Source organism: Shinella sp. H4-D48 (assembly GCF_022637395.1).
Lineage (GTDB): Bacteria > Pseudomonadota > Alphaproteobacteria > Rhizobiales > Rhizobiaceae > Shinella > Shinella sedimenti.
On the sequence record NZ_CP093338.1, the window covers coordinates 304247 to 329714 of the forward strand.

At 61.6% G+C, this 25468-nt stretch carries 22 protein-coding genes and 1 pseudogene; 10 read left to right on the forward strand and 13 right to left on the reverse strand.

Annotation, left to right across the window (positions count from 1 at the left end):
- Positions 1-46 precede the first annotated feature (46 nt).
- Positions 47-1285, reverse strand: a complete 1239-nt coding sequence (locus tag MNR02_RS18440) for an extracellular solute-binding protein (protein ID WP_241949439.1) — start codon at positions 1283-1285, stop codon at positions 47-49.
- A 199-nt stretch (positions 1286-1484) separates the two neighbouring features.
- On the opposite strand from MNR02_RS18440, the gene MNR02_RS18445 reads away from it, so the two are divergent.
- A complete protein-coding gene (locus MNR02_RS18445) occupies positions 1485-2690 on the forward strand; it encodes an ROK family transcriptional regulator (RefSeq protein WP_241949440.1) in 1206 nt (401 codons plus the stop codon).
- A gap of 35 nt (positions 2691-2725) precedes the next feature.
- Here the strand turns inward: MNR02_RS18445 and MNR02_RS18450 are convergent, their stop codons facing one another.
- The 8 genes from MNR02_RS18450 to MNR02_RS18485 form a co-directional block, all read right to left on the reverse strand.
- Entirely contained in the window at positions 2726-4213 is a 1488-nt protein-coding gene (locus tag MNR02_RS18450) for a sugar ABC transporter ATP-binding protein (RefSeq protein ID WP_241949441.1), read from the reverse strand.
- On the reverse strand, positions 4210-5280 hold the full coding sequence (locus MNR02_RS18455; RefSeq protein WP_241949442.1) for a hypothetical protein: 1071 nt from the start codon (positions 5278-5280) through the stop codon (positions 4210-4212). Before MNR02_RS18455 ends, MNR02_RS18450 begins: the two co-directional genes overlap by 4 nt.
- Entirely contained in the window at positions 5277-7400 is a 2124-nt protein-coding gene (locus MNR02_RS18460) for an SMP-30/gluconolactonase/LRE family protein (protein WP_241949443.1), read from the reverse strand. Before MNR02_RS18460 ends, MNR02_RS18455 begins: the two co-directional genes overlap by 4 nt.
- Before the next feature lie 60 nt (positions 7401-7460).
- Positions 7461-8489 carry a sugar ABC transporter substrate-binding protein gene (locus MNR02_RS18465; protein WP_241949444.1) on the reverse strand — a complete coding sequence of 343 codons (1029 nt, stop codon included), beginning with the start codon at positions 8487-8489 and terminating at the stop codon, positions 7461-7463.
- Between the two features lie 83 nt (positions 8490-8572).
- Positions 8573-9502, reverse strand: coding sequence for an ABC transporter permease (locus MNR02_RS18470; RefSeq protein ID WP_241601580.1), 930 nt, complete (start codon positions 9500-9502; stop codon positions 8573-8575).
- Between the two features lie 193 nt (positions 9503-9695).
- Entirely contained in the window at positions 9696-10685 is a 990-nt protein-coding gene (locus tag MNR02_RS18475) for a quinone oxidoreductase (protein WP_241949540.1), read from the reverse strand.
- 12 nt (positions 10686-10697) lie between these two features.
- Positions 10698-11108, reverse strand: a complete 411-nt coding sequence (locus MNR02_RS18480; RefSeq protein WP_241601409.1) for a carboxymuconolactone decarboxylase family protein — start codon at positions 11106-11108, stop codon at positions 10698-10700.
- Positions 11109-11129: 21 nt separating this feature from the next.
- Positions 11130-11984, reverse strand: a complete 855-nt coding sequence (locus MNR02_RS18485) for a branched-chain amino acid aminotransferase (RefSeq protein WP_241949445.1) — start codon at positions 11982-11984, stop codon at positions 11130-11132.
- Between the two features lie 142 nt (positions 11985-12126).
- On the opposite strand from MNR02_RS18485, the gene MNR02_RS18490 reads away from it, so the two are divergent.
- Entirely contained in the window at positions 12127-13014 is an 888-nt protein-coding gene (locus tag MNR02_RS18490) for a LysR family transcriptional regulator (RefSeq protein ID WP_241949446.1), read from the forward strand.
- 56 nt (positions 13015-13070) lie between these two features.
- Here MNR02_RS18490 and fabZ read toward each other — a convergent pair whose 3' ends face one another.
- Together fabZ and MNR02_RS18500 are read right to left on the reverse strand one after the other, a co-directional pair.
- Complete coding sequence (gene fabZ / locus MNR02_RS18495) at positions 13071-13544, reverse strand: 3-hydroxyacyl-ACP dehydratase FabZ (protein WP_241949447.1); 474 nt, start codon at positions 13542-13544, stop codon at positions 13071-13073.
- Between the two features lie 26 nt (positions 13545-13570).
- Positions 13571-14314, reverse strand: a complete 744-nt coding sequence (locus tag MNR02_RS18500) for a phosphatase PAP2 family protein (RefSeq protein ID WP_241949448.1) — start codon at positions 14312-14314, stop codon at positions 13571-13573.
- Between the two features lie 299 nt (positions 14315-14613).
- On the opposite strand from MNR02_RS18500, the gene MNR02_RS18505 reads away from it, so the two are divergent.
- On the forward strand, positions 14614-15306 hold the full coding sequence (locus MNR02_RS18505) for a response regulator (protein ID WP_241949449.1): 693 nt from the start codon (positions 14614-14616) through the stop codon (positions 15304-15306).
- Complete coding sequence (locus tag MNR02_RS18510) at positions 15303-16469, forward strand: ATP-binding protein (RefSeq protein ID WP_241949450.1); 1167 nt, start codon at positions 15303-15305, stop codon at positions 16467-16469. The genes MNR02_RS18505 and MNR02_RS18510 overlap by 4 nt, the downstream gene beginning before the upstream one ends.
- A 70-nt stretch (positions 16470-16539) precedes the next feature.
- Here the strand turns inward: MNR02_RS18510 and MNR02_RS18515 are convergent, their stop codons facing one another.
- Both MNR02_RS18515 and MNR02_RS18520 read right to left on the reverse strand, forming a co-directional pair.
- Positions 16540-17493: a DUF535 family protein gene (locus MNR02_RS18515; protein ID WP_241949451.1), complete on the reverse strand. Its 954-nt coding sequence runs from the start codon at positions 17491-17493 to the stop codon at positions 16540-16542.
- 150 nt (positions 17494-17643) lie between these two features.
- A complete protein-coding gene (locus MNR02_RS18520) occupies positions 17644-18543 on the reverse strand; it encodes a LysR family transcriptional regulator (protein ID WP_241601417.1) in 900 nt (299 codons plus the stop codon).
- A gap of 160 nt (positions 18544-18703) precedes the next feature.
- On the opposite strand from MNR02_RS18520, the gene MNR02_RS18525 reads away from it, so the two are divergent.
- The 6 genes and pseudogenes from MNR02_RS18525 (at position 18704) to MNR02_RS18550 (ending at position 25467) form a co-directional block, all read left to right on the forward strand.
- Positions 18704-20314: an ABC transporter substrate-binding protein gene (locus tag MNR02_RS18525; RefSeq protein WP_371746772.1), complete on the forward strand. Its 1611-nt coding sequence runs from the start codon at positions 18704-18706 to the stop codon at positions 20312-20314.
- A 90-nt stretch (positions 20315-20404) separates the two neighbouring features.
- On the forward strand, positions 20405-21379 hold the full coding sequence (locus MNR02_RS18530) for an ABC transporter permease (protein WP_241601418.1): 975 nt from the start codon (positions 20405-20407) through the stop codon (positions 21377-21379).
- A complete protein-coding gene (locus tag MNR02_RS18535) occupies positions 21379-22329 on the forward strand; it encodes an ABC transporter permease (RefSeq protein ID WP_241601419.1) in 951 nt (316 codons plus the stop codon). The genes MNR02_RS18530 and MNR02_RS18535 overlap by 1 nt, the downstream gene beginning before the upstream one ends.
- A gap of 11 nt (positions 22330-22340) precedes the next feature.
- Positions 22341-23321 (forward strand): ABC transporter ATP-binding protein, encoded by a 981-nt coding sequence (locus MNR02_RS18540; RefSeq protein ID WP_241949452.1) that lies wholly within the window; start codon positions 22341-22343, stop codon positions 23319-23321.
- Positions 23318-24145 (forward strand): annotated as a pseudogene (locus MNR02_RS18545) (ATP-binding cassette domain-containing protein); the annotation flags it as partial. The gene MNR02_RS18540 and the pseudogene MNR02_RS18545, both read left to right, overlap by 4 nt.
- Positions 24146-24243: 98 nt before the next feature.
- Complete coding sequence (locus MNR02_RS18550; protein WP_241949453.1) at positions 24244-25467, forward strand: amidohydrolase; 1224 nt, start codon at positions 24244-24246, stop codon at positions 25465-25467.
- Position 25468 lies beyond the last annotated feature (1 nt).

Consider the following 25468-nt stretch of genomic DNA (forward strand, 5'->3'; position numbering starts at 1 on the left):
GGGCAATACTGTGCGGGTGGCCGAAGCCACCCGCAAGCGCTCGGGATCAGAGCCCGCTGTTTTCGGCGGCGGATTTCAGCGCGTCTTCAGGCGTTACCTGATCGAGCAGCGCTTCCTGTATGCCCTGCTGAAGGGCCGTGGAAAGCTCCTGATACTTCGGTGTCGTTGGCCGCGGATACATGGCCGCAAGACCAAGCTTGGCGGCAGCGATCAGCTCTTCCTGGCCGGCAGTCACGGCCGGATCCTCATAGGACGATGCCCAGATCGGCAGGCTCAGCTTCGCATAGGCATTCTGCGTTTCCTGCGAGGTCATGTGCACGATGTACTTCCAGGCTTCTTCCTGATGCTGGCTCGTGGAGGTGATGCCGAGGCCCATCGAACCGTTGACGGCCGAAACCTCGCTCTTGCCCTCGACACCCGGTGCGGGAACGATGCCGACCTTGCCGGCAACCTTGCTGTCCTTGCCGCCATTGGCCATGTTGTACATGTAGGTCCAGTTGAGCGCGAAAGCCGCCTCGCCGTTCTGGAAGATGTTGCGTACATCCTCCTCCAGGAATTCCTTGGAGTTCGGGTTGGTGAGGCCCGACTTGTAGCTCTCGACCATGTATTTCAGCGCGTCGAGCCCACCGCCTTCACCGAAGGCCGGCTTGCCATCCTTCAGGAATTCGCCACCATAGGCGCTGACAAGCGTGGTGTAATCGCAGATCACGGCTTCCGCCTGCGCCCAACTCCAGGCGATGGGTGTTGCAAGCAGGCCCTTGTCCTTGATGATCTTCGCCTGCTCGGACAGCTCTTCCCAGGTCTTCGGCGGCGTCTTGATGCCGGCCTTTTCCAGGATTTCCTTGTTGTAGAACAGGTATTTGGTGTCGAGAATCCACGGCATGCCGTAGGACTTTCCGTCGTAGTTGACGGTCGTCCAGGCGCCCGGCAACACCCCCTTCTTCATCTCGTCGGTCACACGGCCGGTCACATCAACCAGAACGTTGTTGGTGGCATATTCCGCAGGCCAGATCACGTCGAACAGAACGACGTCGTAACCGCTGCCGGAACCTTGTGCCAGTACGGTCTTATCGTGCAGGCCCTCATAAGGAACGAATTCGAGGTTCACCTTGATATCGGGATTCGCCTTCGTGAAGGCATCGGTCATCGCGCGGACATCCGCCTCGCTATAAGCGGCCTGCGCCATGAACAGCGCGTTGAGCGTCGTTTCGGCGAACGCGTGCGGAGCCGAAACGGCCGCGACCAGCGCTGCATACAACAGGGTCTTCTTCATCGATTTCAACATGCCTGCCTCCAGTTTGGTTTTGAATCCCGACGTGCCCTCGGGCACGCGTGCTCACTGCGCCTTATGGCTTTCGCCGGATCGCTCTGGGCGCGGCATCGCCTCGCCCCTTGTTCCCCGGAACTCTTTGGTTCCTTATTAAGTCAAATGTATTGACTTAAGTCTTGTGTAATATCCAAATGGTGTCAAGAGGGAATCGTCGATGAACGAACTGCGGACGATCCGCGCCAGAAGCGGGACCAATCAGGAGGGCACGAGCGCGCATAACCGGCGCGTGCTCATCGAGGCCATCCGCGTCAATGGTCCGATGTCGCGCGCCGCCCTCGCCCGTGCCACGCACTTGACCAAACAGACCGTCTCGAACCTCATCGAGAGCTTGGAAGCCGATGGGCTCGTGGCATCGGAAGACGTTGTGCGCGGCGGCCGCGGCCAGCCTTCCACGCCCTACAGGCTGGTTCCCGAGGGCGCCTTTGCGCTCGGCGTTCAGATCGATCGGGAACTCACACGGATCGTGGCCGTCGATTTCCTGGGCCAAGAGGTGGCTCGTGCCGTTGCAAACCTTCCGCCCGGCGAGCCTGAGGAAGGCAGCAAGGTGATCCTCCATCACATCGGACAGGTCCGGCGCGATCTTGCCGACCGTATCCCGATGTCCACGCAGCGCCTCACCGGTCTCGGCATCGCCATGCCAGGCCCATATGGGCTGAAGCCGTCTGGTGACGATCCCTGGATGATGGCGAAGTGGCAGTCCTTTCCCCTGCTGGAAACACTGGCCGCAGGCACCGGTCTCGAGACGACCCTCCAGAACGACGCGACCGCCTGCGCGACCGCCGAACGCATGAACGGCGTGGCTGATGGCCTTGACCACGCCGTCTGCCTCTATTTCGGCTATGGCATCGGCGCCGGCCTTATTCTCGGCGGCGAGATTTATACCGGCAGCAACCGCAATGCAGGCGAGATCGGCATGGTTCTCTTCTCGCGGGGTGGCACGGTCGCCCCATTCGAACACCGGTCCTCGTTCGCCTCACTGCTCCAGCATCTCGGCCTTGGCACCGCAACGACCGACGCCTATGACGAGGTCGAAAGGCTGACGCTTGCAGACGATCCGCGCATCCGCCAATGGCTGGAAGGTGCCGGTGCCGATTTCCGGCAGGCCGTTCACATGGTCGAGACCATCTTCGACCCCGAGACCGTCATCCTGAACGGCAGCGCGCCGTCCGCCCTCTCACGAAGGCTGTTCGAGGCGATGCACCCCCCTCTGCCGTCGATTGCCGAACGCCCCGGCCGAACCATACCGCGCGTCCAGCTCGGCATGATCGATCCCTGGGCCGTCGCGCTCGGCGCCGCAGCTGCCCCCATCCGGCGCGCATTCGACCCGCTCTTTTCAGCGATCCTGAAGGAAGCCCCCTGAACGCCGCCTTTATACCCGGCAGCTGTCCGCTCGCTTCAGTGCACCGCGGCGTACATGATGTCCTCGCTGGAGGCGTCCGTCGGGGAGAACTCTTCCACGACCCGCCCCTGGCGCGCGACGAGGATGCGATCGGATAGGGCAAGAATTTCGGGAAGGTAGGACGAGATGACGACGACGGCGAGCCCTTCGTCGGCAAGCCGCTGGATCAACGCATGGATCTCAGCTACCGCGCCGACATCAACACCTCGCGTCGGCTCATCGAAGATGATGAGACGCGGCTTCTGGATGAGCGCCTTGCCGATAACCACTTTCTGCTGGTTGCCCCCGGAAAGCTCGACGACACGCGCCTCGCCGCCGATCGAGCGGATCGCAAGCTTGTCCGTCCACACCTCCGCCAGCGACTTCATCTCGGCGATGGAGACAAAGGGAAAACGGTTCAGACCGGCTGCCAGAAGACCCGCATAAAGATTTTCGGCAATCGACATGTTCTCGAAGAAGCCTTCGAGCTTTCGATCCTCCGTGACGTAGACAATCCCGTCCGCGACAGCCGGACCGGGCGTCGCGTAGCGCACCGGCCTGCCTTCATAGGCGATGGCCCCGCCTCGCAGGAAGTCGCGCTTGAAGACGCCCGCGATGATCTTCGCCGTCTCGGTGCGGCCGGAGCCGACAAGGCCGAAAAGGCCGGTCACCTGTCCCGCAAAGACCGAGAAGGACGTGTTGCGCACAAGCGTCCCCATCGACACGTCTTCGACCGAAAGCACGCGTTTTCCAGCCGGACGCGTTTCGCTTCGCGGTGAAAACTCCGTTTCGAGTTCGCGGCCCACCATGGCCTGGACAATACGCCCCTGCGTGAGATCTCCGGCATTTTCCGTCAGCACACGCTTCCCATCGCGCATGACAGTGATGCGGTCGGACATCTGTAGCGCTTCCTCCAGCGCGTGCGTGATGAAGATGATGGCGACGCCGCGGGAGCGAAGACGATTGATCAGCGAGAAGAAATGCCGACGCTCCTCGGGTGTAAGCGTCGCGGTCGGCTCGTCGAAGATGATAACTTTTGCATTCAGCCTCACCGCACGCGCAATCTCCACCATTTGCCGTTTCGCGGCCCCGAGGCTGGAGACCAGCGCCGTCGGATCGACGGTGAAATTCAGGGATTGCAGGAACTGCTGGGCGGCGATCGTGATGCCCCGCAATCGGTTGAAGGCCTTCTCGTGCCCCAGAAACAGGTTCTGCGCCACGGTCATCGATGGCACGAGGCTCGTCTCCTGATAGACCATGGCGATACCGCGACGCAGCATCTCAGCCGGCCCATCCGCTTGCAACGGTTTTCCAAGATAGAGGATTTCCCCGCCTTCAGGCGGATAGACGCCGGCGAGCAGCTTGCTGAAGGTCGACTTCCCAGCCCCGTTCTCGCCAAGGAGCGCGTGAACCTCGCCGGCGTGCAGGTCAAAGTCAACAGCATCGACCGCCACATTGCCGTGGAAAGCCTTGGTCAGCGCGCGTGCCTGGAGGATGCTTGTCATGCCAGAGGCTCCCGCTTGCGGATATCGACGATCTCGCCCGCGCCTTTGAGGGCCACCATTCGGGCATTTGGCAAGTCCAGAACCGAAACCGCACCATGACGATGCCCGTCGGCGCGCGAATGATGACTCCCGACCGGCTGGAACTGCGCGTCCAGCCTTGCGACGAGACCATAAGACCGCGCCGGCGCCCAGGGTTTGCGCACGCCCATGGTACGAACCCCGCCGCGCTGCAACGGTTCAAGGAAGCTTTCGCCCGATCGTAACGCAGGCGCGATCCAGTAATCCTGCGGCACGGTGGCAATCATATCGGCGCGGAACCGGTCTTCGCGCAACACGAGTTCGATGAGCCGGTTGCGCGGCGCAAAGACCGCCAACCACCAGCCGCCGTCATGCGCCGGTGCCAATCGGCCGGGATAGCCGGGAATACGGTCGAGAACCGTGCGCGCACGCCCGCCGGCCAAGCTGATGATGCGGTGGGCGAATGCCTCCGCCACCACCGGCGCGCCATTTTCGTCAAGCGCCAGCCCGGCCGGGAACGCAAGTCCGTCGGCGATGCGCTCTGCCTTGCCGCTTGCAAGGTCCAGCCGCCAGATGGCGCCGTCACGCTGCTTGCGCATGAGGGCCTGCACCCAATCGGTCGCGGCGGAATGCGCCGAGCCCTGCGCGACGAGGAGCGCGTTGTCATCGCCCGCGAGAAGCGCCGTGGCCGATACGACCGTGGGAAAAGCTGTGCGAAGATCCTGCGTCTCACCGTTCCGCCGCAGCATAAGGCCGCCATCGGCCGTCGCGATCGCAAGCCCGCCCTGCGGCGGGGCGGCAAGCGCCGTCACGGGCGAGGAGAAACGCTCGACCGGCGTCGGGTTCCCGTCGTCGAGCCGGTAGAGCGCATAGCCGGCCGTCAGCCAGATTTCGCCTTCCGCATCCTGCACGAGATTGTCTACCTCCGGCAGGCTTGCCACACGGGCGGCGGTTTCGATATCCGTATTCGGCTTCCACGCGCCGTCATAGGGCGGGATGGTGACGGCCTCGCCGCGAAACGGATCGAGCAAACGGTCGAGGAGCGTCATGCCCGACCTCCCCAGTAGGAATTCCAGCTTGTCCAGTTCGGATCGGCATCCGGCAGGCGGATACGGCCGATCCGGTTGTTCAGGATACCGCCGACATAGAGCCAGCCTTTGTGCTCGCGCATGGAGGTCACCATCGGATGTGCCGCCCCGCCAAGATCGCCTAGTGTCCCGACAATGGCGCCGGTCTCGTCGAATTTTACGACGCCGCCCGTGTTGATGTTGGGGAAAAGCCAGTCATCCTGCGGCAGGTTGCGTGTCATGCGCTTTCGCATCGCCGGATGACGCAGGGCCAGGTCGAAGCTCGGGGTGCGCATGCCGAGCCACGCCATCCAGTAAGTACCGTCGGAGGCGCGATTGATGTTGTCGGGATAGCCCGGCATATCGCGGATCACGGGTTCGAGTTGCCCCTCCTTCGGCCCCGCAATCCAGTACCGGTGCACCGAGCAGGCCCAGCTTTCGGCAATCAGCAGCGACTGGCCGTCATGGCTGAGGCAGACACCGTTGGCGTAGCGTAGGTTCCTCAGCACCGTCCGCGTCTTGCCGGTCTTCGGATCGTGTACGAGAAGCCGGCCGGTCGGGCGGCTCTCGATGGAATCGAGCGCCCAGTCATGCGCGTCGTAACGCGTGGTGGAGTCGGTAAACCAGATGCGCCCGTCCGGGCCGATGTCGCAGTCGTTCGGATCACGCAGGCGCGCGTCGTCGACGACGGAAAGAAGCGACCGTTGCGTTTCGGTGGAAAGCTCTTTGACCTTTCCATCCTTCGCTACACCGTAAAGCCCCATCGCACCCACGCAGGAAACGATTTCCCCATCCCGCGCCATCGCGAGCCCGAGCGGGAACCCACCAATATGTGCGAAAACCTCTGAGCGCGTGTAGTCGGGTGCAAACCAGCGCACGATCTCGCCATGGCGCGTGCCGGCGTAGAGATTGTCAGCGGCATCGAGAATGACATCCTCAGGGCCTTCAACCGTGCCGAGTGCAATCGCTTGAGCAGAGGCAAGCGTGTTGTTCAGCGCATAGGCCGTGCCGGAGCCCGGCAGGGCGGATTGCGCGGGCTGCATGGCGTGGTGGAGCGGGGCTACATAGACCTCTGACAGTACTTTGTGCCTGTTCTTCAGCCATCGGACATCGAGCACGATCGCGGCGGCGAGCAACAGGCCGACAATGAGCTGGCTGGTGCCGGTGCCCGCCCCCATGCGGATCAGGCCATTGGTAATCAACAGAACGATGATGGCGCCCATCAGGCCCTTGGCGATGGAGCCGCGGCCGCCACCCAAGCTGTTGCCGCCCACGACGGCAGCGGTCAGCGCCGCCAGCTCCAGTCCAAGCCCTGTGCCCGGCCCCACGCCGGAAAGACGCGCGGCAAACAGGAAGCCGGCAATGCCGCAGGCCGCGCCCGAGACGACATAGGTGAGAAAGATCGTCCGGCGGACATTGATGCCCACATTGAAGGCCGAGCGCCGCGCACCACCGACCGCGGTAAAATGCCAACCAATGCGCGAGCGGCTCATGACAATATGCGCAGCCAGCGCGAAACCGAGTGCAATAAGCGCGCTGATCGGCTGCCCCCAGATCGCCCCCGTGCCGATGTGATCGAAGGTGTCGTTCCACACCGGTGAACTCTGGATGCGGGTGCCCCAGGTCGTGATCAGGATATCATAGATCGAGCGCCCGATAATGAGAGTAACCAGCGTGGTCAGGAAGGCCCGAAGCCTGAGATAACCGACCAGGAAACCATTCAATGCGCCGAAAAGCGCGCCGGCACCGAGCGCAGCCAGAAAGGCGAGCCAAGCGGGGCCCTCTGCGATATAGATGACGCAGAGGGCCGCAAACGCGCCCAACGCGAAGATGGAGCCCACTGAAAGATCGATGCCGCCGCCGATGATGACGATGGTCAGGCCAAGCACGACGATCAGGAACTCGCCGAGCTGGCGCGTGGTGTCGAGCAGGCTCGACGGCGCGAAGAAACCCGGCAGCAGAATGCCAAACGCCGCCACAACCACGACGAGGAAGACGAAAGGCACAAGATTGTCGGCCCAGCTCTTCGAGAGAAGTTCTCCCAAAAGGTGATCGGGCAACTTGTTGTAGCGCAGGCGGGTTAGTCTTTCGCGAAGGTTCATGCGTGCCGCTTCCGTAGGCTGGAGGAGGCTGGCCGCTGGCCGGCCCCCTCCGTGTCATCGTTACTTCTTGGCGGCTGCCTCGATGGCGGCCTGGCTCCAGCACGTGTTTGGCGTCAGGTCCTTCTTGGTACGGGCAACTTCATGCGTGTAGAGGTAGTTCTTGCTGGCGCCGGGCTTGATGCCGCTCTGCAGCAGGATCTTGATCGCGGCCACGACGTCCTGCGACTGGCGCGGCAGTTCGCTCGTCACGATGGCGCCGAAGGTGCCGTCTTCGAGCAGCTTGCAATCGATGGCTTCGCCGGACCCCGTCGTTGCCAGGAAGATCTTGTCCTTCAGGCCGGCGTCGCGGATCGCCGAAGCCGTACCCTGCGCGGTCGCATCCCAGAAATCGACGATACCGCAGACATCGGGATGCTGCTGGAGGACGGTTGCCGCCGCGTTGCGCGCGGTCGTCGCATCCCAGTTGGAATCGGCGGTACCGGCAACCGTCCAGCCCGGATTGCGCTCCAGAACGGCCTGTACACCGGCCCACTGATCGAGGCTCGACGCATTGACCTGGTCACCCTGGATGACCGCGATCTTCTTGGAGGAGTTTTCGCCGCAATGGTCGATGACCGCCTGCGTCTCCAACTCGCCGAGACGCTTCCAGTCCGAACCGGCAAACACGTCCGATGCATAGTTCGACGGGTTGTCGACCTGCACGACGAAGATACCGGCTTCCTGCGCACGCTTGAACAGACGCGAGTAGGAGTTGAGGTCCGGCGTCTGGACGATCAGCACATCCGGCTTTTCGGCAGAAGAGATCAGGTCGGTGATGGCCTGTGCGCCGGCGTCGACACTCCAGTTCGGATCACGGGTCTCCCAGATGCCACCGAACTGCTTGACCTCCTCACCGATGAAGTGGTTCCAGCCCTGAGCCAGGTCGAAGCCCATGGTCATCGGCACCATGACGACGCGCTTGCCTTCCAGCGCCGAACGGTATGCCTCAGGGCCTGGGTTGGTTTCCTGCGCGTAAGCACCGCTGACTGCACCGGCAAGGCAGGCGCCTGCAAGAACGATATCCCGGAATGTCTTTTTCAGGCTGCTCATGTTTACGTCTCCGCTGAGAATGCGCCCCTCTCCGGGCCGCGGTTGTTGCGATCTTCATGAACGGAGGGCATTACGCCCTCCGGCTAGATGTCCCCCTGCTGACTGGTTTGTTCGTCGCGCGGGTTGAGTTGCCCATCGAGAATGATCGCGCCGAGCAGGATCAGTGCCTTGATGAGGTTCTGGTGGATATTTGGGAGGTTGAGAATTGTCATTCCATTGAGCAGGATACCGATGAGAAGCGCGCCGACCACCACATTGCGCATACCGCCTTTGCCGCCGGACAGTCCGATGCCACCGATCACCACGACAAGAACCACGTCATAGAGCAGGGCCGAATTGACCAACCGGGTGTTCATGCTTTGAAGGCTGACCGCACTGGCAATGCCCGCCAGCCATGCCAGCACCGCGCTCGCGACAAAGGATGCCACGATCAGGGGCCGCACGGGGATGCCCATTGTGCGCGCGGCCTGGAAGTTGTCGCCCATCAGGTAGAGAAAGCGACCGGGCCGCGACCAGCGAAGCAAAACCAGCGCTATCAGCACGACCGCCAGAAAGACGATAACGTCGAGCGGCAGGTCGAACAGACGGGCCTTGCCGAGCCACAGCAGCGATCCCGCCGTCTCAGGTATGTAGATCACATCCTGAGTGAGAATCTGCGAGCGAACGAAACCGAAGACGAAGGCGCTCGAGGCCAGTGTGGCAAAGAGCGCGGAAACACCGGCGTAGGCCACCATGAAACCGTTCATCAGGCCAAGTCCGACCGTGATGACAGCCACAATCGCCGTGGCCGACCAGAGCGACCATCCAGCCTGCAACAGCTGAAGCTGGATAGCGACCGTCACCACCATGATGGAGACCATCGAGAGATCGATGCCCCGCCCGATAACGACGATGCCCATGCCCGCCGCCAAGATGCCCAGCACCGATACGCTGCGCACGATATTGAGCAGATTGGCTGGAGCGGTGAAACCGTCGAGCGCCACAGCGAAACCGGCGAACAACACGACCGCCATTAAGAGAACGATGGTTTCCTGTGTGAATATTCTCAAAAGCGGGCGGTTGCTTGGCACCTGATGACTTCCGTCTAATGCATTCGATTTCGGGCGCACCCGTGGTCAAGGTGATACTGCCGGGCGCAAAGGCCGACAATATCTATGGATTTTGTTTTACATGCTTGATGGGGCAGGTTTTTCCGCCGATTGAGCCTCACGCGGAAAATCCGTCCATCGTCAAAATCGTCGATCCGGTGGTCGCTCTGCCTTCGAGGGCGCGATGCGCCCGCGCCGCCTCGCGCAGGGGTATGCTCGACGCCGCACCCGCGCGCAGGCTGCCATCCGCAAGACGCGCAAAGAGTTCTGCGCTGCGCTGACGACGCTCTTGCGCGCCCGTCAGATAATCGAACACGACCGGCCGGATGACCGATTTGGAGCCTGCGGCAAGGTCAGAAATTTTGAACCCCTCGATAGGTCCGGACGCTTGGCCGAAATTCACGAAACGGCCGTGCGGGCGCAGGCTACTCAGCGAGCCGCGCCACGTATCCTTGCCGACGGCATCGAAAACCGTGTCGCACAGCGCTCCATCCGTGAGTTCCGCCACGCGTGCTGCGAAATCCTCGCGGCAGTACTCGATCACAGCGTCATAGCCATGAGCACGGGCCAGTTCGGCCTTTTCCGGCGAACCCGCCGTTCCGATCGCGCGCGCCCCCAGTGCCGAAATCCACTGACCGAGCAGCAGTCCCACGCCACCGGCGGCGGCATGAACCAGAATTGTCTGCCCCGCCTTGACGGGCGCTGCGGTTGAAACCAACGCCTGTGCTGTCAGCCCTTTCAGCAGCACGGACGCCGCCAGAGCCGTATCGATGCCGTCGGGAAGCAAGAATAGCCTTTCGGCTGGCATGACGCGCATTTCCCGGTAGGCGCCGGTGCGTTCCAGATAGGCGACACGCTGGCCGACCGAAAAATCCTCGACGCCCGGCCCGATCGCTACAACGGTGCCAGCCGCTTCCGCACCCGGGACGAGCATCTCGCCCGGCCAGGGATAAAGCCCGGAGCGATAGTAGGTATCGATGAAGTTAAGCCCTGCCGCTTCCTGACGGATAAGAACCTCACCCGGGCCTGGCGTATCAACGGCGAACTCCGCCCATTCCAGAACCTCCGGGCCACCGGGCTTGCGTGCAACAACCGCGCCAGCATTCATCGGCGCCATGTCTCAGCTTTCGACCAGGAACTGCGGATCGATCGGAAGCTGCATGGCATTCAACAGGGCATTGGTCTGCGAGGCCATTCCGATGACGGCCAGCAGTTCTTCGTGCTGCGCCTCGGTCATGCCTTTTGCCTTCGCGGCCGCCGTGTGTGAATGGACGCAATAGCTGCAGCCGTTGGCGGCCGACACCGCGATGTAAAGCATTTCCTTGACCAGCGGATCGAGCGCGCCAGGCTTGACCATGACATCCTTCAGGCCCGCCCAAATGCGTTCCAGTGTATCGGGCTGGTTGGCCAGTCCACGCCATACATTGTTGACGAAGTCGGATTTACGAGTGGCCCTGATATCGTCGAACACCGCCTTAACGCGCGGGTTCGCTTCAACTTCGGCGTCGGTCCACAGACGAACTGTGCTCATTGAAAAACTCCTCTCAAGGCCTCAGCCATGTGCCCAATCCCAGTAGAGCTGCCGCGCCCTGCGTGCGAATGGGCCGTATTCAAAAGTACGGTCGTCGAAACCGAGCACAGGCATGACCTTGGAAATGTTGCCGGTGCTGAATATCTCGTCCGCCGCCCGGAAATCATCGACCTTCAGCGTCTTCTCGTAGACTTTTACGCCGTCCTGGCGCAGCAGTTCAATGACACGCTGCCGGGTGATCCCGTCAAGGAATGTGCCGTTCGGGACGGGTGTGAACACAGCGCCGTTCTTGGCGAAGAAGACATTCGATGTCGCCAGTTCCGCGACATTACCGAGCGTGTCGCAAACAAGCGCATTGCCGAAGCCCTTGGCGCGTGCCTCCGCCAGCATGCGGGCATTGTTGGGATAAAGGCAGGCGGCTTTGGCATTGACCGGCATCGTTTCCAACGTTGGTCGGCGAAAGCGGGTCGTGGTAATCGTGAAGCCACCGGGTACGGCCATGGGCCGCTCTTCCAGGCACAAGGCAAATGCGGTCGATGCCGGATCGGGCGCAACGACGCTCGCATCGCTTTCCTCCGCCCAGTACATCGGGCGGATATAGATGGCAGCATCGGGCGCGAAATGCTTGAGCCCCTCTTCGACCAGTTCCATGATGCGTGCGGCGGTTAGTGTCGGCGCGAGGCCAAGCGCGCGAGCGGATTCGTTCACCCGCTCGGCATGAAGGTCGAGATCGGGAACGACACCCTCAAAACGGCGGGCACCATCGAACACCAGCGAGCCGAGCCAGGTTGCATGCGACCCGGCGCCGAGAATGCGAATATCGCCCTCGTGCCACTGGTTCTCGTACCACGTCCACACGGAAGGAGTTTGCGACATCGGAAACCTCGATTTTATACGGTCCTTTACCTACACACACCTTGCCTCATGCGTCCAATGCAAATATTCCACTTCAATGCATGCACAAATGGCATGGATGTGAAGGGGACGAACGGTGGATGAGCGGCTCTTGAAGAGTTTTGTGACGACCGCACAGCTCGGCAGCGTCACCTCAGCGGCGGAACGGCTGAACCTCACCCAGCCGGCTTTGTCGCGACAGATCCAGAGGCTTGAGCAGGAGTTGGGCTTGACGCTGTTTCAGCGCAGCGGCCGAAATCTACGCCTATCCGTGCATGGCGACCGACTCCTCGGCGACGCGCAGGCCGTTCTGGCAGCAAGCAAGCGCCTGCACGACGCTGTTTCGGAAATGCGCGAGGGAGAATACGGCATCCTGCGGATAGGCGCCTGCTCGCAGATGATCGAGCGGCATATGAGCGAGGTGCTGCCGGCCTGGAAGCAGGACAACCCCAACATCGACATCAGGCTGGAGGAAGGCGGCGGCGCCGAGCTTGCCCGCCGTCTCGATGAAAACGAATTGCACTTGGCGATCAATGCCCGCCACTTTGCGCGGCCGGACCGCTTCAGCCGCGTTGACCTTGGCGCGATGCGCGTGCGCGCCTTTTGCATCCGCTCGGCCTTCACCGCCGAGCCGGACACGGTCACGCTCGCGCAGCTCTGCTCCAAGCCGCTTCTTCTTCTCAATCGCCGGCATTTCACGCGCGAACTCTTCGAAACGGCCTGCCAGGCGGAGAGCTGCCTCGCGCAGCCGGCGCTCGAATCGGGATCGCCGCATACCCTGCTGGCTATTGCCCGAAGCAGCGGCGGCGTCGCCATCGTACCGCATATGGGCACGGGCGCAGTCGAAGGCCTGGTCGCCCACGATATTCTGCACCGCGGCAAGCCACTCGATTTCGAAATGTCGGCGATCTGGCCCTCCTCGGTTCCCCTGCCCGGCTACGGCCACCGGTTCATCGCCCACATCCGCGAGCGCCTCTTGCCCGCACCAGCAACCGTGGTCAGCGCGCAGTAAGGTTCCGAATGCGGGCAGCGGCAATCCGCTTCGCCAAAATTTTATAGCGATAACAGTCAGATATATTCATTTTCCTCGATTACGAGCATCGCGCAAACATCTGCCTCAGCGACAACAGCACCGTCGACTTTGGCTTCGCAATGAAACTTCCAGACATTGTGCCTCCGGTGGCGCTTGCAGACATGAATTTCAAGCCGATCACCGGGTTCGACGGGTTTTCGAAACCGGGCTTTATCGATCGTCATGAGATAGACGAGATGGCCGACGCCTACCTGTTTGCGGGCGCATATGGCCCCTGCCGTCTGGCACATCGCTTCAACGATCAGAACGCCCGGCATGACCGGGCGCTCGGGAAAATGACCCACGAAATGCGGCTCGTTTGCCGTGACGTTCTTGATGCCGATAGCTGAATTGTCGGCATCGATGTCGATAATCCTGTCGATGAGCAGAAAGGGATAACGATGCGGCAAAAGCTTCATCAAATCATGGATGCCGACTACACCAAGCGTCGTGCTCATTTCTTCGGACATGATCGCCTCGCCCAACAGTTTGCGCCTCATCGCCGCGCCCTCGTGATGAACCGGCAAATGGCGTCTGAGCGGGGCTCCATCCATCGCCAGATCAGCACCATGGCGAACATGGTGAAAAGCCAGCCAAGCATGATGTCGGACAAGAAATGCGCGCCGAACAGAACGCGGTTGAATGCGATCATCAATATGAACGGCACCATTGCCAGAGCCGCGATCCCTCTCAGCCTTGCCGGGACGAAAACCAGAAGGGAAAGGGCTGCCGCGGCCGCAGACGACTCGCCAGACGGGAAGGAACAACTGCGGCTGCACGCGGCGGAAAATTGCCAGACCGGCGTAAAGTCGGCGCTTCCGCCGAACTCGTACAGGTCGCGAGGGCGCACGCGTCCAATCAGGAATTTCAGGACATGGACGACGATGAATGGCCCAACCGCAAAGCTCAGAAGCACGAACAGCGGCTTGTGGGGCTGGCCGAATTCGTAGCGTTTCGGCCCGAACGCCTGCAGGCCCATCAATAGCAGCATCGCGCCGATGAGATAGATCTGACCGTCTCGGCCGATCCGCCGCACGGCCTGCAGGAACGGCTGCTCTGCCAGAACGAAGACCTGATCCCGGGCGAACCATTGTGACACTGCAAGATCAACCATGGGAAAGATCATGAAGAAAAAGCTGACGCAGATGATCGACGTCCCCAGAACGGTCAGCGCTTTGTCGGCGGTGGACGGCTGTTGGATGGAAAATTTAAGCAGGTCGCTCGATACAGCTTTTTGCATGTCGATCTTTCAACAAGGCGACAGCCGCGACCCGCAAATCTCTTTCGATTGCCGTGCCGCCGGATGCGCGATTTTGATGGATAGAGCGGTCGCAAGCGACTGGAAGGACGCCGCGCGCTCTGGAACGACGGCAACTTGGAGCGCGATTATCAAGAAACGGCCAAGAGAGGATCAAGGGCCCGTCCGGAATCGGTTATCCGTCCGTCGAGAGGCCGTTTGGAATTGCGCAAGCCGATCATCTCGCCGATAGTCGTTGCGCGGCAAAGCCGCGAGTAAAGACAAGGCAGCAAGGCATCACAGTGGATAATAATCTTGTTCTCATCGTTGAGGATGAGCCGGCGATTGCAAGAATTCTCGAAGGGTATCTCTTGCGTGATGGCTTCAGGACCGTGCAGGCCGCCGATGGCGAAACTGCCCTTCAGCACCATACGCTCCTGAAGCCGGACATCGTGCTTCTGGATGTTCGCATCCCGAAATTGGACGGACTTGGCGTGCTCGCCCGCCTTCGGCAAACCAGTTCGACGCCTGTCATCATGGTGACGGCGCTTGCCGATGACCTCGACCGATTGAGCGGCCTGCATCTCGGTGCAGACGACTATGTCGTTAAGCCCTTCAACCCGCAGGAAGTCGTCGCGCGGGTGAAAGCCGTGCTGCGCCGGACGCTTGGGGAGCGACGGGATTCCGTCCGCCGGTTCCGCGAAATAGAAGTCGATTTTTCCAGCTACTCCGTTGTCGTCAACCGCGACGGAAAGCGCAGCCCGATGTCCCTGACGCTCAGCGAGTTCCGCATCCTCGCCCATATGATCCGCCATCCGAACCAGGCCTTTGCGCGCGCGGATATCCTTGATGCCTGCCTGCCGGAAAGCGATGCGCTCGTGCGTACCGTGGACACACACATTTCCAACCTTCGACGCAAGCTTGAAGAGCTGGGTCAGACCGGTTTCTTCCCTGCCGTGCGTGGCGTCGGCTACCGGTTCTTTGATCCCCAATGAAGATGCCCAGATTCCCGACCCTGTCGCTTGCCACGCTCACCGCGACCGTGATTACGACGATGCTCTTGCTCAGCGTGAGCATCGCCTATTTGGGGGTGACCTGGTATTCGACCTATCTCGAGGACAGCATGGCCGACGCGCTGCCACCCGAGGCTGCGAACGCCTACAAGATGGTCAATGAAGGCCGGGTTCCCGACAGCAACGCGCTCAAGACCCTGCTTGAGCATCTTAACGAGCAGGCAGCACCGACAGATTTCAAGATCCAGCTCGCTGTCCTGATCTGCGGCCTGCTTTCCGCTCTCGTCTGCGCCGTTATCGGCATCTATCTTGCGCGACGTATCGCCCGGCCTCTGGAGGATCTCACTGTCGCTGCGACATCCCTCACGTCGGGCGATTTTTCGGCCCGGGTTGCCGCTTCATCCAGCAGCACGCGCGAGGTGGCAAGCCTTGTAGAGACCTTCAACGCTCTCGCCACAAGCCTCGACAGGATGGAGGAGCGACTGCGCTTCAACAACATGGCCATTGCGCACGAGCTGCGTACGCCGCTGACGATACTGCAGGGTGCGTTGCAGGGCATGGTAGACGGCGTCTTCGCGATGGATCGGAAGATCATTTCCGATCTTCTCCTCCAGGTGGAAGGTCTGGGGAAGATCGTCGAGGATTTGCGCACTCTTTCCTTGGCGATCGGCCAGAAGCTCGTGATGCAGCGGCAGCCAATCGATGTGGCAGAGGTCGTGGAAACCGTCCTTGCGGCAGCAAAACCTATGCTGGATGCGAGCCAGATGGAAATCGAAGCCGGGCTTCAGCCGGCCTGCATATCCGCGGACCCCTCGCGAATCCGCCAAGCCGTGCTGGCAGTTCTGGAAAATGCCAGCCGCTATGCGCAAAGCGGTGGATGGCTGCGGTGTGAAACGGAACGGCTGCCGGACGAAAGCGTGATCATTCGTATTCTCGACCGAGGTCCAGGCTTTCCTGAAGACATGGATGCAATAGCCGTCAATCCTTTCTGGCGGGGCGACGCGTCACGCTCGCGCGCCACAGGCGGAACGGGGCTGGGGCTCTCGGTGGTTCAGGCGATTGCGACCGCGCATGGCGGCCATCTGGAATTTACCAACCGGCAGGGCGGTGGCGCGCTGGTCGCCATCCATTTGCGCCCCGAATAGCAATGGAGCAGGCGCGCGCTGAATGTGGGAGCCGATCGGCAAGGCCCTCGACGCAATCCGCGTTGGCCCCTCAGCAGAACAACTCGCCAACCCGATTGAACTGCGATTTGCTTGCGTTTCGCCGGTCGCTTCTATCGATCTGCGAATAGGGAACGACGAAGCCATAGGTATCATCCGGCTCACCGCAGCGTTCGCACCAGAAGCCGTCGATATTTGACAGCAACATAGACTGCCGCCGGGAGCGCCGATAAAGGATCGGGTGCTTGGCCTGCGATATGGCCCGGAAATGCCGGGTATTTCCTTCTGCGACCAGTCCCTGCAACACCATGAGGATAGCCTCCTTCGGCCGAAGGCCGTACAGATCGCGGGTGGTCTCGACCATCAGCCGCTTGGCGTTGCGCGGGCCTTGCAGGCTTCCCACCACAAACGTGTACCCTCGCCCTTCGCTCTCACGCACGAATGTGAACCGGACAGTGCATAGTGCCGCGTTGTCTCGGGTCCGCACAAGCTCGATCCCGAAGGCGCCCTCATGGCGCCCGCCGCAGCGGTCGGCTAGAACGAGACGGCACGAATAGGTGTCGTTGCGTCCATGTACCTCTCCCATATCGACGGTTTCGCCGCTCCAGAGCCGTATCATGCTGTCTCTCGACAGGATTGTCTCGGCAATCGTGAAATGATCGATGAGCAGCCTGAGCCGCTGCGAACCGCTCAGGCCGTAGACGAGAAATTTGGACAGCGGCTTCTGCAGAAGATCGTCGTGCGGGAGAGGATAGCCGCGTGACGCGGCAAAGGCTGCCATCCATCGCCACCATCCCAGGGTAAGCGGCGGATTGGCTGCAAAGCGCATCCAGAGCAGAACACTGCGTTTCCACCGCATTCTCGAAACGGCGGTCAGGATGCGCCAGGCCATGGCATGGGGCGGGTTCGGCACCCGCGCTCGATGGGGCGACATGCCCTCAAATGGCAGGGCGCTCAGCTTTTTCTGTTGCATGATTAATGTCCGTCGGTGATTTTCCGCGAACATCTGCGCCCACATTGTCAAGGTTGTGCGAAGAAAGGGTCTGCCTTTCATGGACGACCGGATGGCTGATATCGAATGCAGGTGCATCCTGCCGGCACCCGCACCGAAGCACGCAAGTACGCCTTGCCATGGAGTGGCCGCCGGCGCGCTCGCTTACCCGAACTGGCCACTCTCGATGAGCGACTTGATCAGCATGCGCATCGCGTTGGTCAAATGGCGCTCGCTTCTCGTGATCACCTGCGTTTGCGACGTGACTTTCGAGGCATAGTCGAGTGGCAGCGGCACGAGCTCGTCATCAAGCTCGCGCTGCGGTGATGGGCGAAACGGCATCAGGAAAACCCCTTCACCGAGCAGCACGAACTTGCGCACGATGGCGTAGGAATTTGCCGTCAGCGACGGACGCAGTACCACATTCTCCGACCGCGCAATGAGATCCGTGACCTGCCGTCCGCCGAACTCCGGATGCAGCATCCCGATGGGATAATCGACCACATCCGTCAGCTTGGGATCACGCCCGAGCCGCGTCAGCGGATGGTCCTGATGAACGACGACACAAATCGGTACGTCGGACCGGGCATGAAACTTCAGATCCCTGTCATTCGGCGCAAAGTAGGTCACGCCGATATCGGCCTCATCCTCCAGAATGGCGCGGACGGTCTCGTCCGTCGGATGAATGCGGATATCGAGGTCGATACCGGGATACTGCGTCTGGAAGGCCCTAAGCGGCCCATTCACCACCCACTCCCCGAAGCCCTCCCCCATCGAGAGGCGGATGAGGCCGCGCTTGATGTTGCGAAACTCGTCGAGGCGCGCCCGCAACTGGATGTCGGCGGATCGTTGCGTCCGGTAATACTCGCACAGCGCGCTGCCGGTCTCCGTCACCTTCACCTTGCGGCCACGTTTTTCCAGGAGCGTAAGTTGAAGTTCCCCTTCCAGGATAGCGATCTGCCGGCTGATGGACGATGGATTAACCTTCAGTTCTTCAGCCGCCTGACGGATGCCACCGCAAGCATCGGTGTAGAACAGATAGCGCAGGCGGGTGGGGTCAAGCATCGTTTCTCCGGGTTGACTGTTGCGCAACTGTTGCCTTTTGCGCAACATGCAATATGCCTCTCGGCAATTGTTCGCAACAGAATTTCCTTCTATGGCTGGCGGCGAATGCGATGAAGGTGACGTCGCGTCGATCACGACAATTAGCGATTGGGAGATAGCTTTGCGTATCAGAAGAATTTTGACAGCGGCGGCGCTGGCACTTGCAACGTCGGTTTCGGCTCTCGGTGGTACGGTAAGCGCAGCTCAGGCCGAGACGTTCCGCTTTGCTTCTCAGGGCGACCTCAAGTCGCTCGATCCGCACGCGCTCGCCGAGACCTTCTCGCTGGCCATGATCGGCGGCATCTACGAAGGCCTGGTGGCGCGTGACGAAAACCTCAAGCTTGTGCCGGCGCTCGCCGAGAGCTGGGATGTTTCCGAGGATGCCCGCACATGGACATTCCATCTGCGCAAGGGCGTGAAGTTCCAGGGCGGCCAGGATTTCACCGCCGACGACGTCATCTTCTCAGCCGATCGCGTCCGCTCGGCTGGCTCCGATCTCAAGACCCGCGTTCCGGCCAATGCGGTGTTCAAGAAGATCGACGACTATACCGTGGAGGTAACAACGCCGGAGCCCTCTCCACTTCTGCATGCCGTGTGGGATACGTGGTACATCGTCTCCAAGTCCTGGGCCGAGGAACATGCTGCGACTGAAGTCGCCAGCGCCTCGTCTGCTCCGTCCTATATCTCGCTCAATGCAAACGGCACGGGACCTTTCAAGCTCCAGCAGCATCAGCCGGGCGTTCGCACAACTTGGGTTCCGAACCCGGAATGGTGGGGCACGCCGAAGCACAATCTCGATGAAGTGGTGTTGACGCCGATTGCATCGGGCGCGACGCGCGTCGCGGCGCTGCTTTCGGGTGAAGTCGACATGATCGACCCGGCGCCTTTGCAGGACGTCGACCGCATCAATGCGAGCGGCAACGCGTCGGTTCTGCAGGGGCCGGAAGTCCGCACGATCTATTTCGGTTTCGACCAGCGCCGCGATGAGCTGCTGTTCTCCTCGGTGAAGGGCAAGAACCCCTTCAAGGATGCCCGTGTGCGTCGTGCGGTCTATCAGGCCATCGATATCGAGGCGATCCACAAGCGCATCATGCGCGGCGCCTCCGTGCCGACGGCGCTCATCGTCGCCAAGGAACTGTTCCCGCTGGCCGACCAGTTCGAGCGTCCCGCCTATGACCCGGATGCCGCCCGCGCGCTGCTGGCCGAGGCAGGCTACGGCGACGGCTTCGAAGTCACGCTGGATTGCCCGAACGATCGCTACGTCAACGACGAGCGCATCTGCCAGTCGGTCGTTCCCATGCTGGCGCGCATCGGCATCAAGGTGAACCTGAACGCCGAGCCGAAGGCCACCTATTTCGGCCGCATCTTCGCCAGCGGCGGCTACCGCACCTCGTTCTACCTGCTCGGCTGGCAGACAAACGGCTCCGGCAGCCTCGGCGTTCTTCAGGACCTCTACCGTTGCCGCGACGATGCCGGCAATGGCGGCGGCTCGAATGTCGGCGGCTACTGCAACGAAGAGGTCGATGCGCTGATCACCAAGATCGGGCACGAGCCCGACGAGGCGAAGCGCAACGAACTCATTCGCCAGGCCTACGACATCGCCCAGAACAAGGAGACGGCGTATTTGCCGCTGCACCAGCAGTCGCTGGCGTGGGGCGTCTCGAACAAGGTCAAGGTTGTGCAGCGCGCCGACAACGACTTCCGCTTCTACTGGGTCACGAAGGGCGAGTGATGTGCCTTTCGCCGGCGGTCTTTCGATCGCCGGCCGATCCCGACCAGGCGCCTGACGCAGTCCTGCGCGCCGCATGACAGGATGAACCGAATGATTGCCCTTGTCATCCGACGGCTTTTGCAATCGCTTGCCGTGATGCTGGTTGTCTCGCTGCTGGCCTTCGTGATGTTTCGCTATGCCGGCGATCCCGTCAACCAGATGGTCGGCGCGGAAACCACATCAGCGGAGCGGCAGGCCGTCCGTGAAAGCCTCGGCCTCGATCAGCCGACCCTCGTGCAGTTCGCCCGCTATGTCGGCCGCGTTGTCACGCTGGATTTTGGCGTTTCCTACCAGTTCCGCCAGCCCGTGACGAAACTTCTCGCCGAGCGGCTTTCAGCGACGCTGGAGCTATCCTTCGTCGCCGCGTTGATCTCGCTTTTCGCCGGCATCGTGCTTGGTGTCTACAGCGCGCTCAATCCGCGCGGCCGAATTTCCTCCCTGTTGCAGAGCGTGTCGCTGGTCGGCGTGAGCCTGCCGACATTCCTGATCGGCATCCTGCTGATCTACATCTTTTCCGTCTCACTCGGCTGGCTGCCCGCCTTCGGCCGCAACGGTCTCATCCCCGTGACGGAAAACTGGTCGACCGGCCTCCTGACTATCGAAGGCTGGAAGTCGCTGCTTCTGCCTGCGATCACGCTCGGGCTCTTCCAGATGACGCTGATCATGCGCCTCGTGCGGTCCGAAATGCTGGAAGTGCTGCGTACCGATTTCATCAAGTTCGGCGTCGCCCGCGGCCTGCCGCGTGCACGGCTCTACTTCCGTCACGCCCTCAAGAACACGCTGGTGCCCGTCATCACCGTGGTCGGCCTTCAGATTGGCTCGATCATCGCGTTTTCGATCATCACCGAGACCGTGTTCCAGTGGCCGGGCATGGGGCTCCTGTTCCTGCAGGCTGTGCAGAATGTCGATATTCCGATCATCTCCACCTACCTGTTGTTGATCGCGCTGCTGTTCGTCACGGTCAATCTCATCGTCGACCTGATCTACAATCTCATCGATCCGCGCCTCAAGGACGCTGCAAGCTAATGGCAGAGGCCTCTTCCGATACCACAAAGCCGGTCGAACCGAGCCTGCGCGAGCGGATCGCCGACAACGACATCTTCATCGACTTCAAGCGCAACCGGTTGGTTATGTTCGCCACAGCGCTGCTGGTCCTGATCCTGGGTGCGTCCCTGCTGGCTCCCTGGATCGCACCGACGGACCCGTTCGACCCGCTGTCGCTCGACATTATGAACTCGAACCTGCCGCCGGTCTGGCAGGCCGATGGCCAATGGCCTTTCCTGCTAGGAACCGACGATCAGGGGCGAGACATGCTGTCGGCGGTGCTCTACGGCCTTCGCGTCTCGATCATCATCAGCGCGCTCGGCGTGTTTCTTGCCGCGGCCATCGGCATCTGTCTCGGCGTGCTTGCCGGCTACTTCGGTGGGTTCCTCGATGCGTTCATCATGCGCGTGGCCGATATCCAGCTCACCTTCCCTGCCATCCTGATCGCACTTCTGATCGATGGTCTTCTGCATGGCATGCTACCGTCGCTATCGCGCGAAAGCAGCGCGTCGTGGGTGATCATCATTTCGATCGGTCTGTCCTTCTGGGTTCAGTATGCCCGTACCATCCGATCCTCCACCATGGTGGAGCGAAAGAAGGACTACGTGAACGCCGCCCGTCTCTTCGGTCTGCCGCCCGTCGCCATCATGGCGCGCCACATTCTGCCGAATGTGATGGGGCCGGTCCTCGTGATCCTGACCATCAATTTCGGGCTGGCAATTATCACGGAGGCGACACTGTCTTATCTAGGCGTCGGCCTGCCACCGATGCAGCCTTCGCTCGGCACGCTCATCCGGATCGGCCAGGAGTTCCTGTTCTCCGGCGAGTGGTGGATCGTCGCCTTCCCCGGCATCGCGCTGGCGGCACTGGTCCTGACCATCAATCTCCTGGGCGATTGGCTGCGCGACGCGCTCAATCCCCGGCTGCGGTGAGGAGGAGAACCATGTCCGAGACGATTCTTTCGGTTGAAAACCTGCGCGTCGAATTCGAGACGCGCCGCGGAACGCTCGTTGCCCTCGACGACATCAGCTTCTCCATCGCCAAGGGCGAGGTTCTCGGCGTCGTCGGCGAATCCGGTGCGGGCAAATCGATGACGGGTGCCGCGATCATGCATCTTATACCGCGCCCGGGCCGTATCGCGGGCGGCCGTATCATGCTGGGCGACCAGCGGATCGACAACCTGGATCGAACGGGTATCGAAGCCATTCGCGGTCGGCGTATCGGCATGATCTTTCAAGACCCGCTGACCAGCCTCAATCCGCTGATGACCGTCGGCGATCACCTGACCGAGACGATCCGGGTGCATCTGCCGCTCAACCGGCGTCAGGCACGCGCCCGCGCGATCGAACTGCTCGAGGAGGTGGGTATTCCTGACCCGACGGTGCGCATCGATTCCTACCCGCATGAGTTTTCAGGCGGACAGCGGCAGCGGGTGGTCATCGCGCTCGCGCTTTGTGCCGAACCTGAACTGGTCATTGCGGATGAGCCGACAACAGCCCTCGACGTTTCGGTTCAGGCCCAGATCATCAAGCTGATCCGCAAGTTGTGCTCCACGCGCGGCACCGCCTTCATGCTGATAACGCACGACATGGGCATGATCGCCGAGACGGCCGATCGCGTGGCGGTAATGTACGCCGGCAAGGTCGCCGAAATCGGCAAGGTCAGCCCAGTCGTCGGCGCACCGCTTCATCCCTATGCGCAGGGTCTTATGGGGGCCATTCCCTCGCTCGACAACGAGGAGCCGCGACTTCGCCAGATTCCCGGCTCGATGCCTTCGCTGACGGCGCTGCCGGGCGGCTGTTCGTTCCATCCGCGTTGTGAGCGCGCCATGGACATATGCCGCCAGCGCACACCGGCCCTTCTTGGTGGCATCGACCACAAGGTCGCCTGCCATCTTTACGAGCGCGAAGAGGTGGCGGCATGAGCGACAGTGAATTCGTCCGGGTCGAGAAGCTCAACCGGGTCTTTGATGTCTCGAAGCCGCTCCTGAACCGCATCATCGAGCGCCAGCCCAAGCGCTTCGTGCATGCCGCGACCGATGTCAGCTTCTCAATCGCCAAGGGTGAGACCTTCGCGCTGGTCGGCGAGTCCGGCTCCGGCAAGTCGACGGTGGCCAAGATGGTCGTCGGGCTCCTGCCAGCCACTTCCGGAACCGTCGAGATCGACGGCGTTTCGATCACAGGCAAGCATGACCGGGCACAGATGCGTGCGCTGCGCCGCCGTATGCAGATGATCTTCCAGGATCCCTATGCCAGCCTCAATCCACGCTGGCGCGTCGCCAACATCATCGCAGAGCCCATGCTGGCCCTCGGCATCGTGAAATCGAAGGCCGAAGCGCAGCACGAAGCGAGCGCGCTTCTGAAGGTCGTTGGTCTCAATCCGCTCGACGGGCGCAAATACCCGCACGAATTCTCCGGCGGCCAGCGCCAGCGCATCGCAATCGCCCGCGCACTTGCGGCAAAGGCGGAGTTCATCGTCTGCGACGAGCCGACCTCGGCGCTCGATGTGTCGGTTCAGGCGCAGATCCTCAACCTCATGCGCGACCTGCAAGAGCAGTTCGGCCTGACCTATCTTTTGATCAGCCACAACCTTGCGGTCGTGCGCCACATGTCCTCGCGCATCGGCGTCATGCATTTCGGCAAGCTGGTGGAAGTGGAGGAATCCCGGGCCCTGTTCAAGAATCCCCGCCAATCCTACACGCGCATGCTGATCGACGCTGTCCCGGACATTTCCGCGGCAACTCGCAGATAATCACGCCGCAAGCGCATCCGCGAACCAAACATGCCTGTCGCCGTCTCGCCACGGCGCAAGACCTTGTCGTCCTCCAATCAAGGAAATGACCTTCCATGTCCTCCATCGATCGCAGCAAGCTCGACGCCTACATGCCGGACCTGATCGCCCTGCGCCACGACATCCACGCCCATCCCGAAACGGCCTTCGAAGAAGTTCGCACCTCTGCGCTGGTCGCTGAAAAGCTCAGGGAATGGGGTATCGAGGTCCATGAGGGCATCGGCCGGACCGGTGTCGTAGGCGTGCTCAAGGGGTCGCGCCCTGGCCAGCGCCGCATCGGCCTTCGCGCCGATATCGACGCCCTGCACATCTTCGAGCGCAACGAATTCGACTACGCCTCGACGGTCGAGGGAAAGATGCATGCCTGCGGCCACGACGGCCATACGACCATGCTTCTCGGTGCGGCCCGCTATCTCGCGCAGGACCCGGATTTCGCCGGCACCGTGCACTTCATCTTCCAGCCCGCGGAGGAAAGCGCCGGCGGCGCACCGGCCATGATGAAGGACGGCCTGTTCGACCGCTTCCCCTGCGATGCCGTCTACGGCCTGCATACGGAGCCCGGTCGTCCCGTTGGCGAAATCGCCTCGCGCATCGGTCCTGCGCTTGCCGGATCGATGTCGTTCCACGTTACCTTCAAGGGCACGGCCGGACATGGCGGGGCCGCTCCGCATCTGGCGGACGATTGCACCATCCCTGTCGCGCATTTCATTCTAGGGCTCCAGTCGATCGTGGGCCGCAAGGTCGCGGCGATCGATGCAGCCGTGATTTCCATCGGACACATTTCGGGCGGCTCGAAGGGCTCGCCGAATGTCATGCCGGCTGAAATGCTGGTCTCCGGCACCGCACGCTACTTCCGGGACGACGTACAGCAAATCATCGTGAGCGGCCTGCGCGATCAGGCCGAACTCTTCGCAAAGGCCAGCAACTGCGGCGTCGACATCCAGATCAATGAAGGCACACCGCCCCTGGTGAACCACCCCGAGGCATTCGAGAGCGCGCTTGCCGCCGCTGAAAAGACCTTCGGCAAGGACAAGGTCGAGCGTGAACGCACCCTGTCGACCGGTGGCGAGGATTTCGCCTATTTCGCCAATACCGTGCCAGGCACCTATATGTGGATGGGGGGCGGTGTAGGTCCTGATGGCCTCGTGCACGACGTCCATACGGATCGTTTCGACTTTAACGACGCATCGATCCCCTACGGCGTCTCCTATTGGGTCAATCTCGTTCACACCGAGCTTCGTTCCGACGAGACAGCGACGCCAGACGGAAAGGTCGCGTGAC

Coding starts and splice junctions, on each gene's coding strand:
- MNR02_RS18440 (WP_241949439.1), bottom strand. CDS start 1,285: ATGTTGAAATCGATGAAGAAGACCCTGTTGTATGCAGCGCTGGTCGCG.
- MNR02_RS18445 (WP_241949440.1), top strand. CDS start 1,485: ATGAACGAACTGCGGACGATCCGCGCCAGAAGCGGGACCAATCAGGAG.
- MNR02_RS18450 (WP_241949441.1), bottom strand. CDS start 4,213: ATGACAAGCATCCTCCAGGCACGCGCGCTGACCAAGGCTTTCCACGGC.
- MNR02_RS18455 (WP_241949442.1), bottom strand. CDS start 5,280: ATGACGCTCCTCGACCGTTTGCTCGATCCGTTTCGCGGCGAGGCCGTC.
- MNR02_RS18460 (WP_241949443.1), bottom strand. CDS start 7,400: ATGAACCTTCGCGAAAGACTAACCCGCCTGCGCTACAACAAGTTGCCC.
- MNR02_RS18465 (WP_241949444.1), bottom strand. CDS start 8,489: ATGAGCAGCCTGAAAAAGACATTCCGGGATATCGTTCTTGCAGGCGCC.
- MNR02_RS18470 (WP_241601580.1), bottom strand. CDS start 9,502: ATGGCGGTCGTGTTGTTCGCCGGTTTCGCTGTGGCGCTCGACGGTTTC.
- MNR02_RS18475 (WP_241949540.1), bottom strand. CDS start 10,685: ATGAATGCTGGCGCGGTTGTTGCACGCAAGCCCGGTGGCCCGGAGGTT.
- MNR02_RS18480 (WP_241601409.1), bottom strand. CDS start 11,108: ATGAGCACAGTTCGTCTGTGGACCGACGCCGAAGTTGAAGCGAACCCG.
- MNR02_RS18485 (WP_241949445.1), bottom strand. CDS start 11,984: ATGTCGCAAACTCCTTCCGTGTGGACGTGGTACGAGAACCAGTGGCAC.
- fabZ (WP_241949447.1), bottom strand. CDS start 13,544: ATGTCCGAAGAAATGAGCACGACGCTTGGTGTAGTCGGCATCCATGAT.
- MNR02_RS18500 (WP_241949448.1), bottom strand. CDS start 14,314: ATGCAAAAAGCTGTATCGAGCGACCTGCTTAAATTTTCCATCCAACAG.
- MNR02_RS18510 (WP_241949450.1), top strand. CDS start 15,303: ATGAAGATGCCCAGATTCCCGACCCTGTCGCTTGCCACGCTCACCGCG.
- MNR02_RS18515 (WP_241949451.1), bottom strand. CDS start 17,493: ATGTTCGCGGAAAATCACCGACGGACATTAATCATGCAACAGAAAAAG.
- MNR02_RS18520 (WP_241601417.1), bottom strand. CDS start 18,543: ATGCTTGACCCCACCCGCCTGCGCTATCTGTTCTACACCGATGCTTGC.
- MNR02_RS18530 (WP_241601418.1), top strand. CDS start 20,405: ATGATTGCCCTTGTCATCCGACGGCTTTTGCAATCGCTTGCCGTGATG.
- MNR02_RS18535 (WP_241601419.1), top strand. CDS start 21,379: ATGGCAGAGGCCTCTTCCGATACCACAAAGCCGGTCGAACCGAGCCTG.
- MNR02_RS18540 (WP_241949452.1), top strand. CDS start 22,341: ATGTCCGAGACGATTCTTTCGGTTGAAAACCTGCGCGTCGAATTCGAG.
- MNR02_RS18550 (WP_241949453.1), top strand. CDS start 24,244: ATGTCCTCCATCGATCGCAGCAAGCTCGACGCCTACATGCCGGACCTG.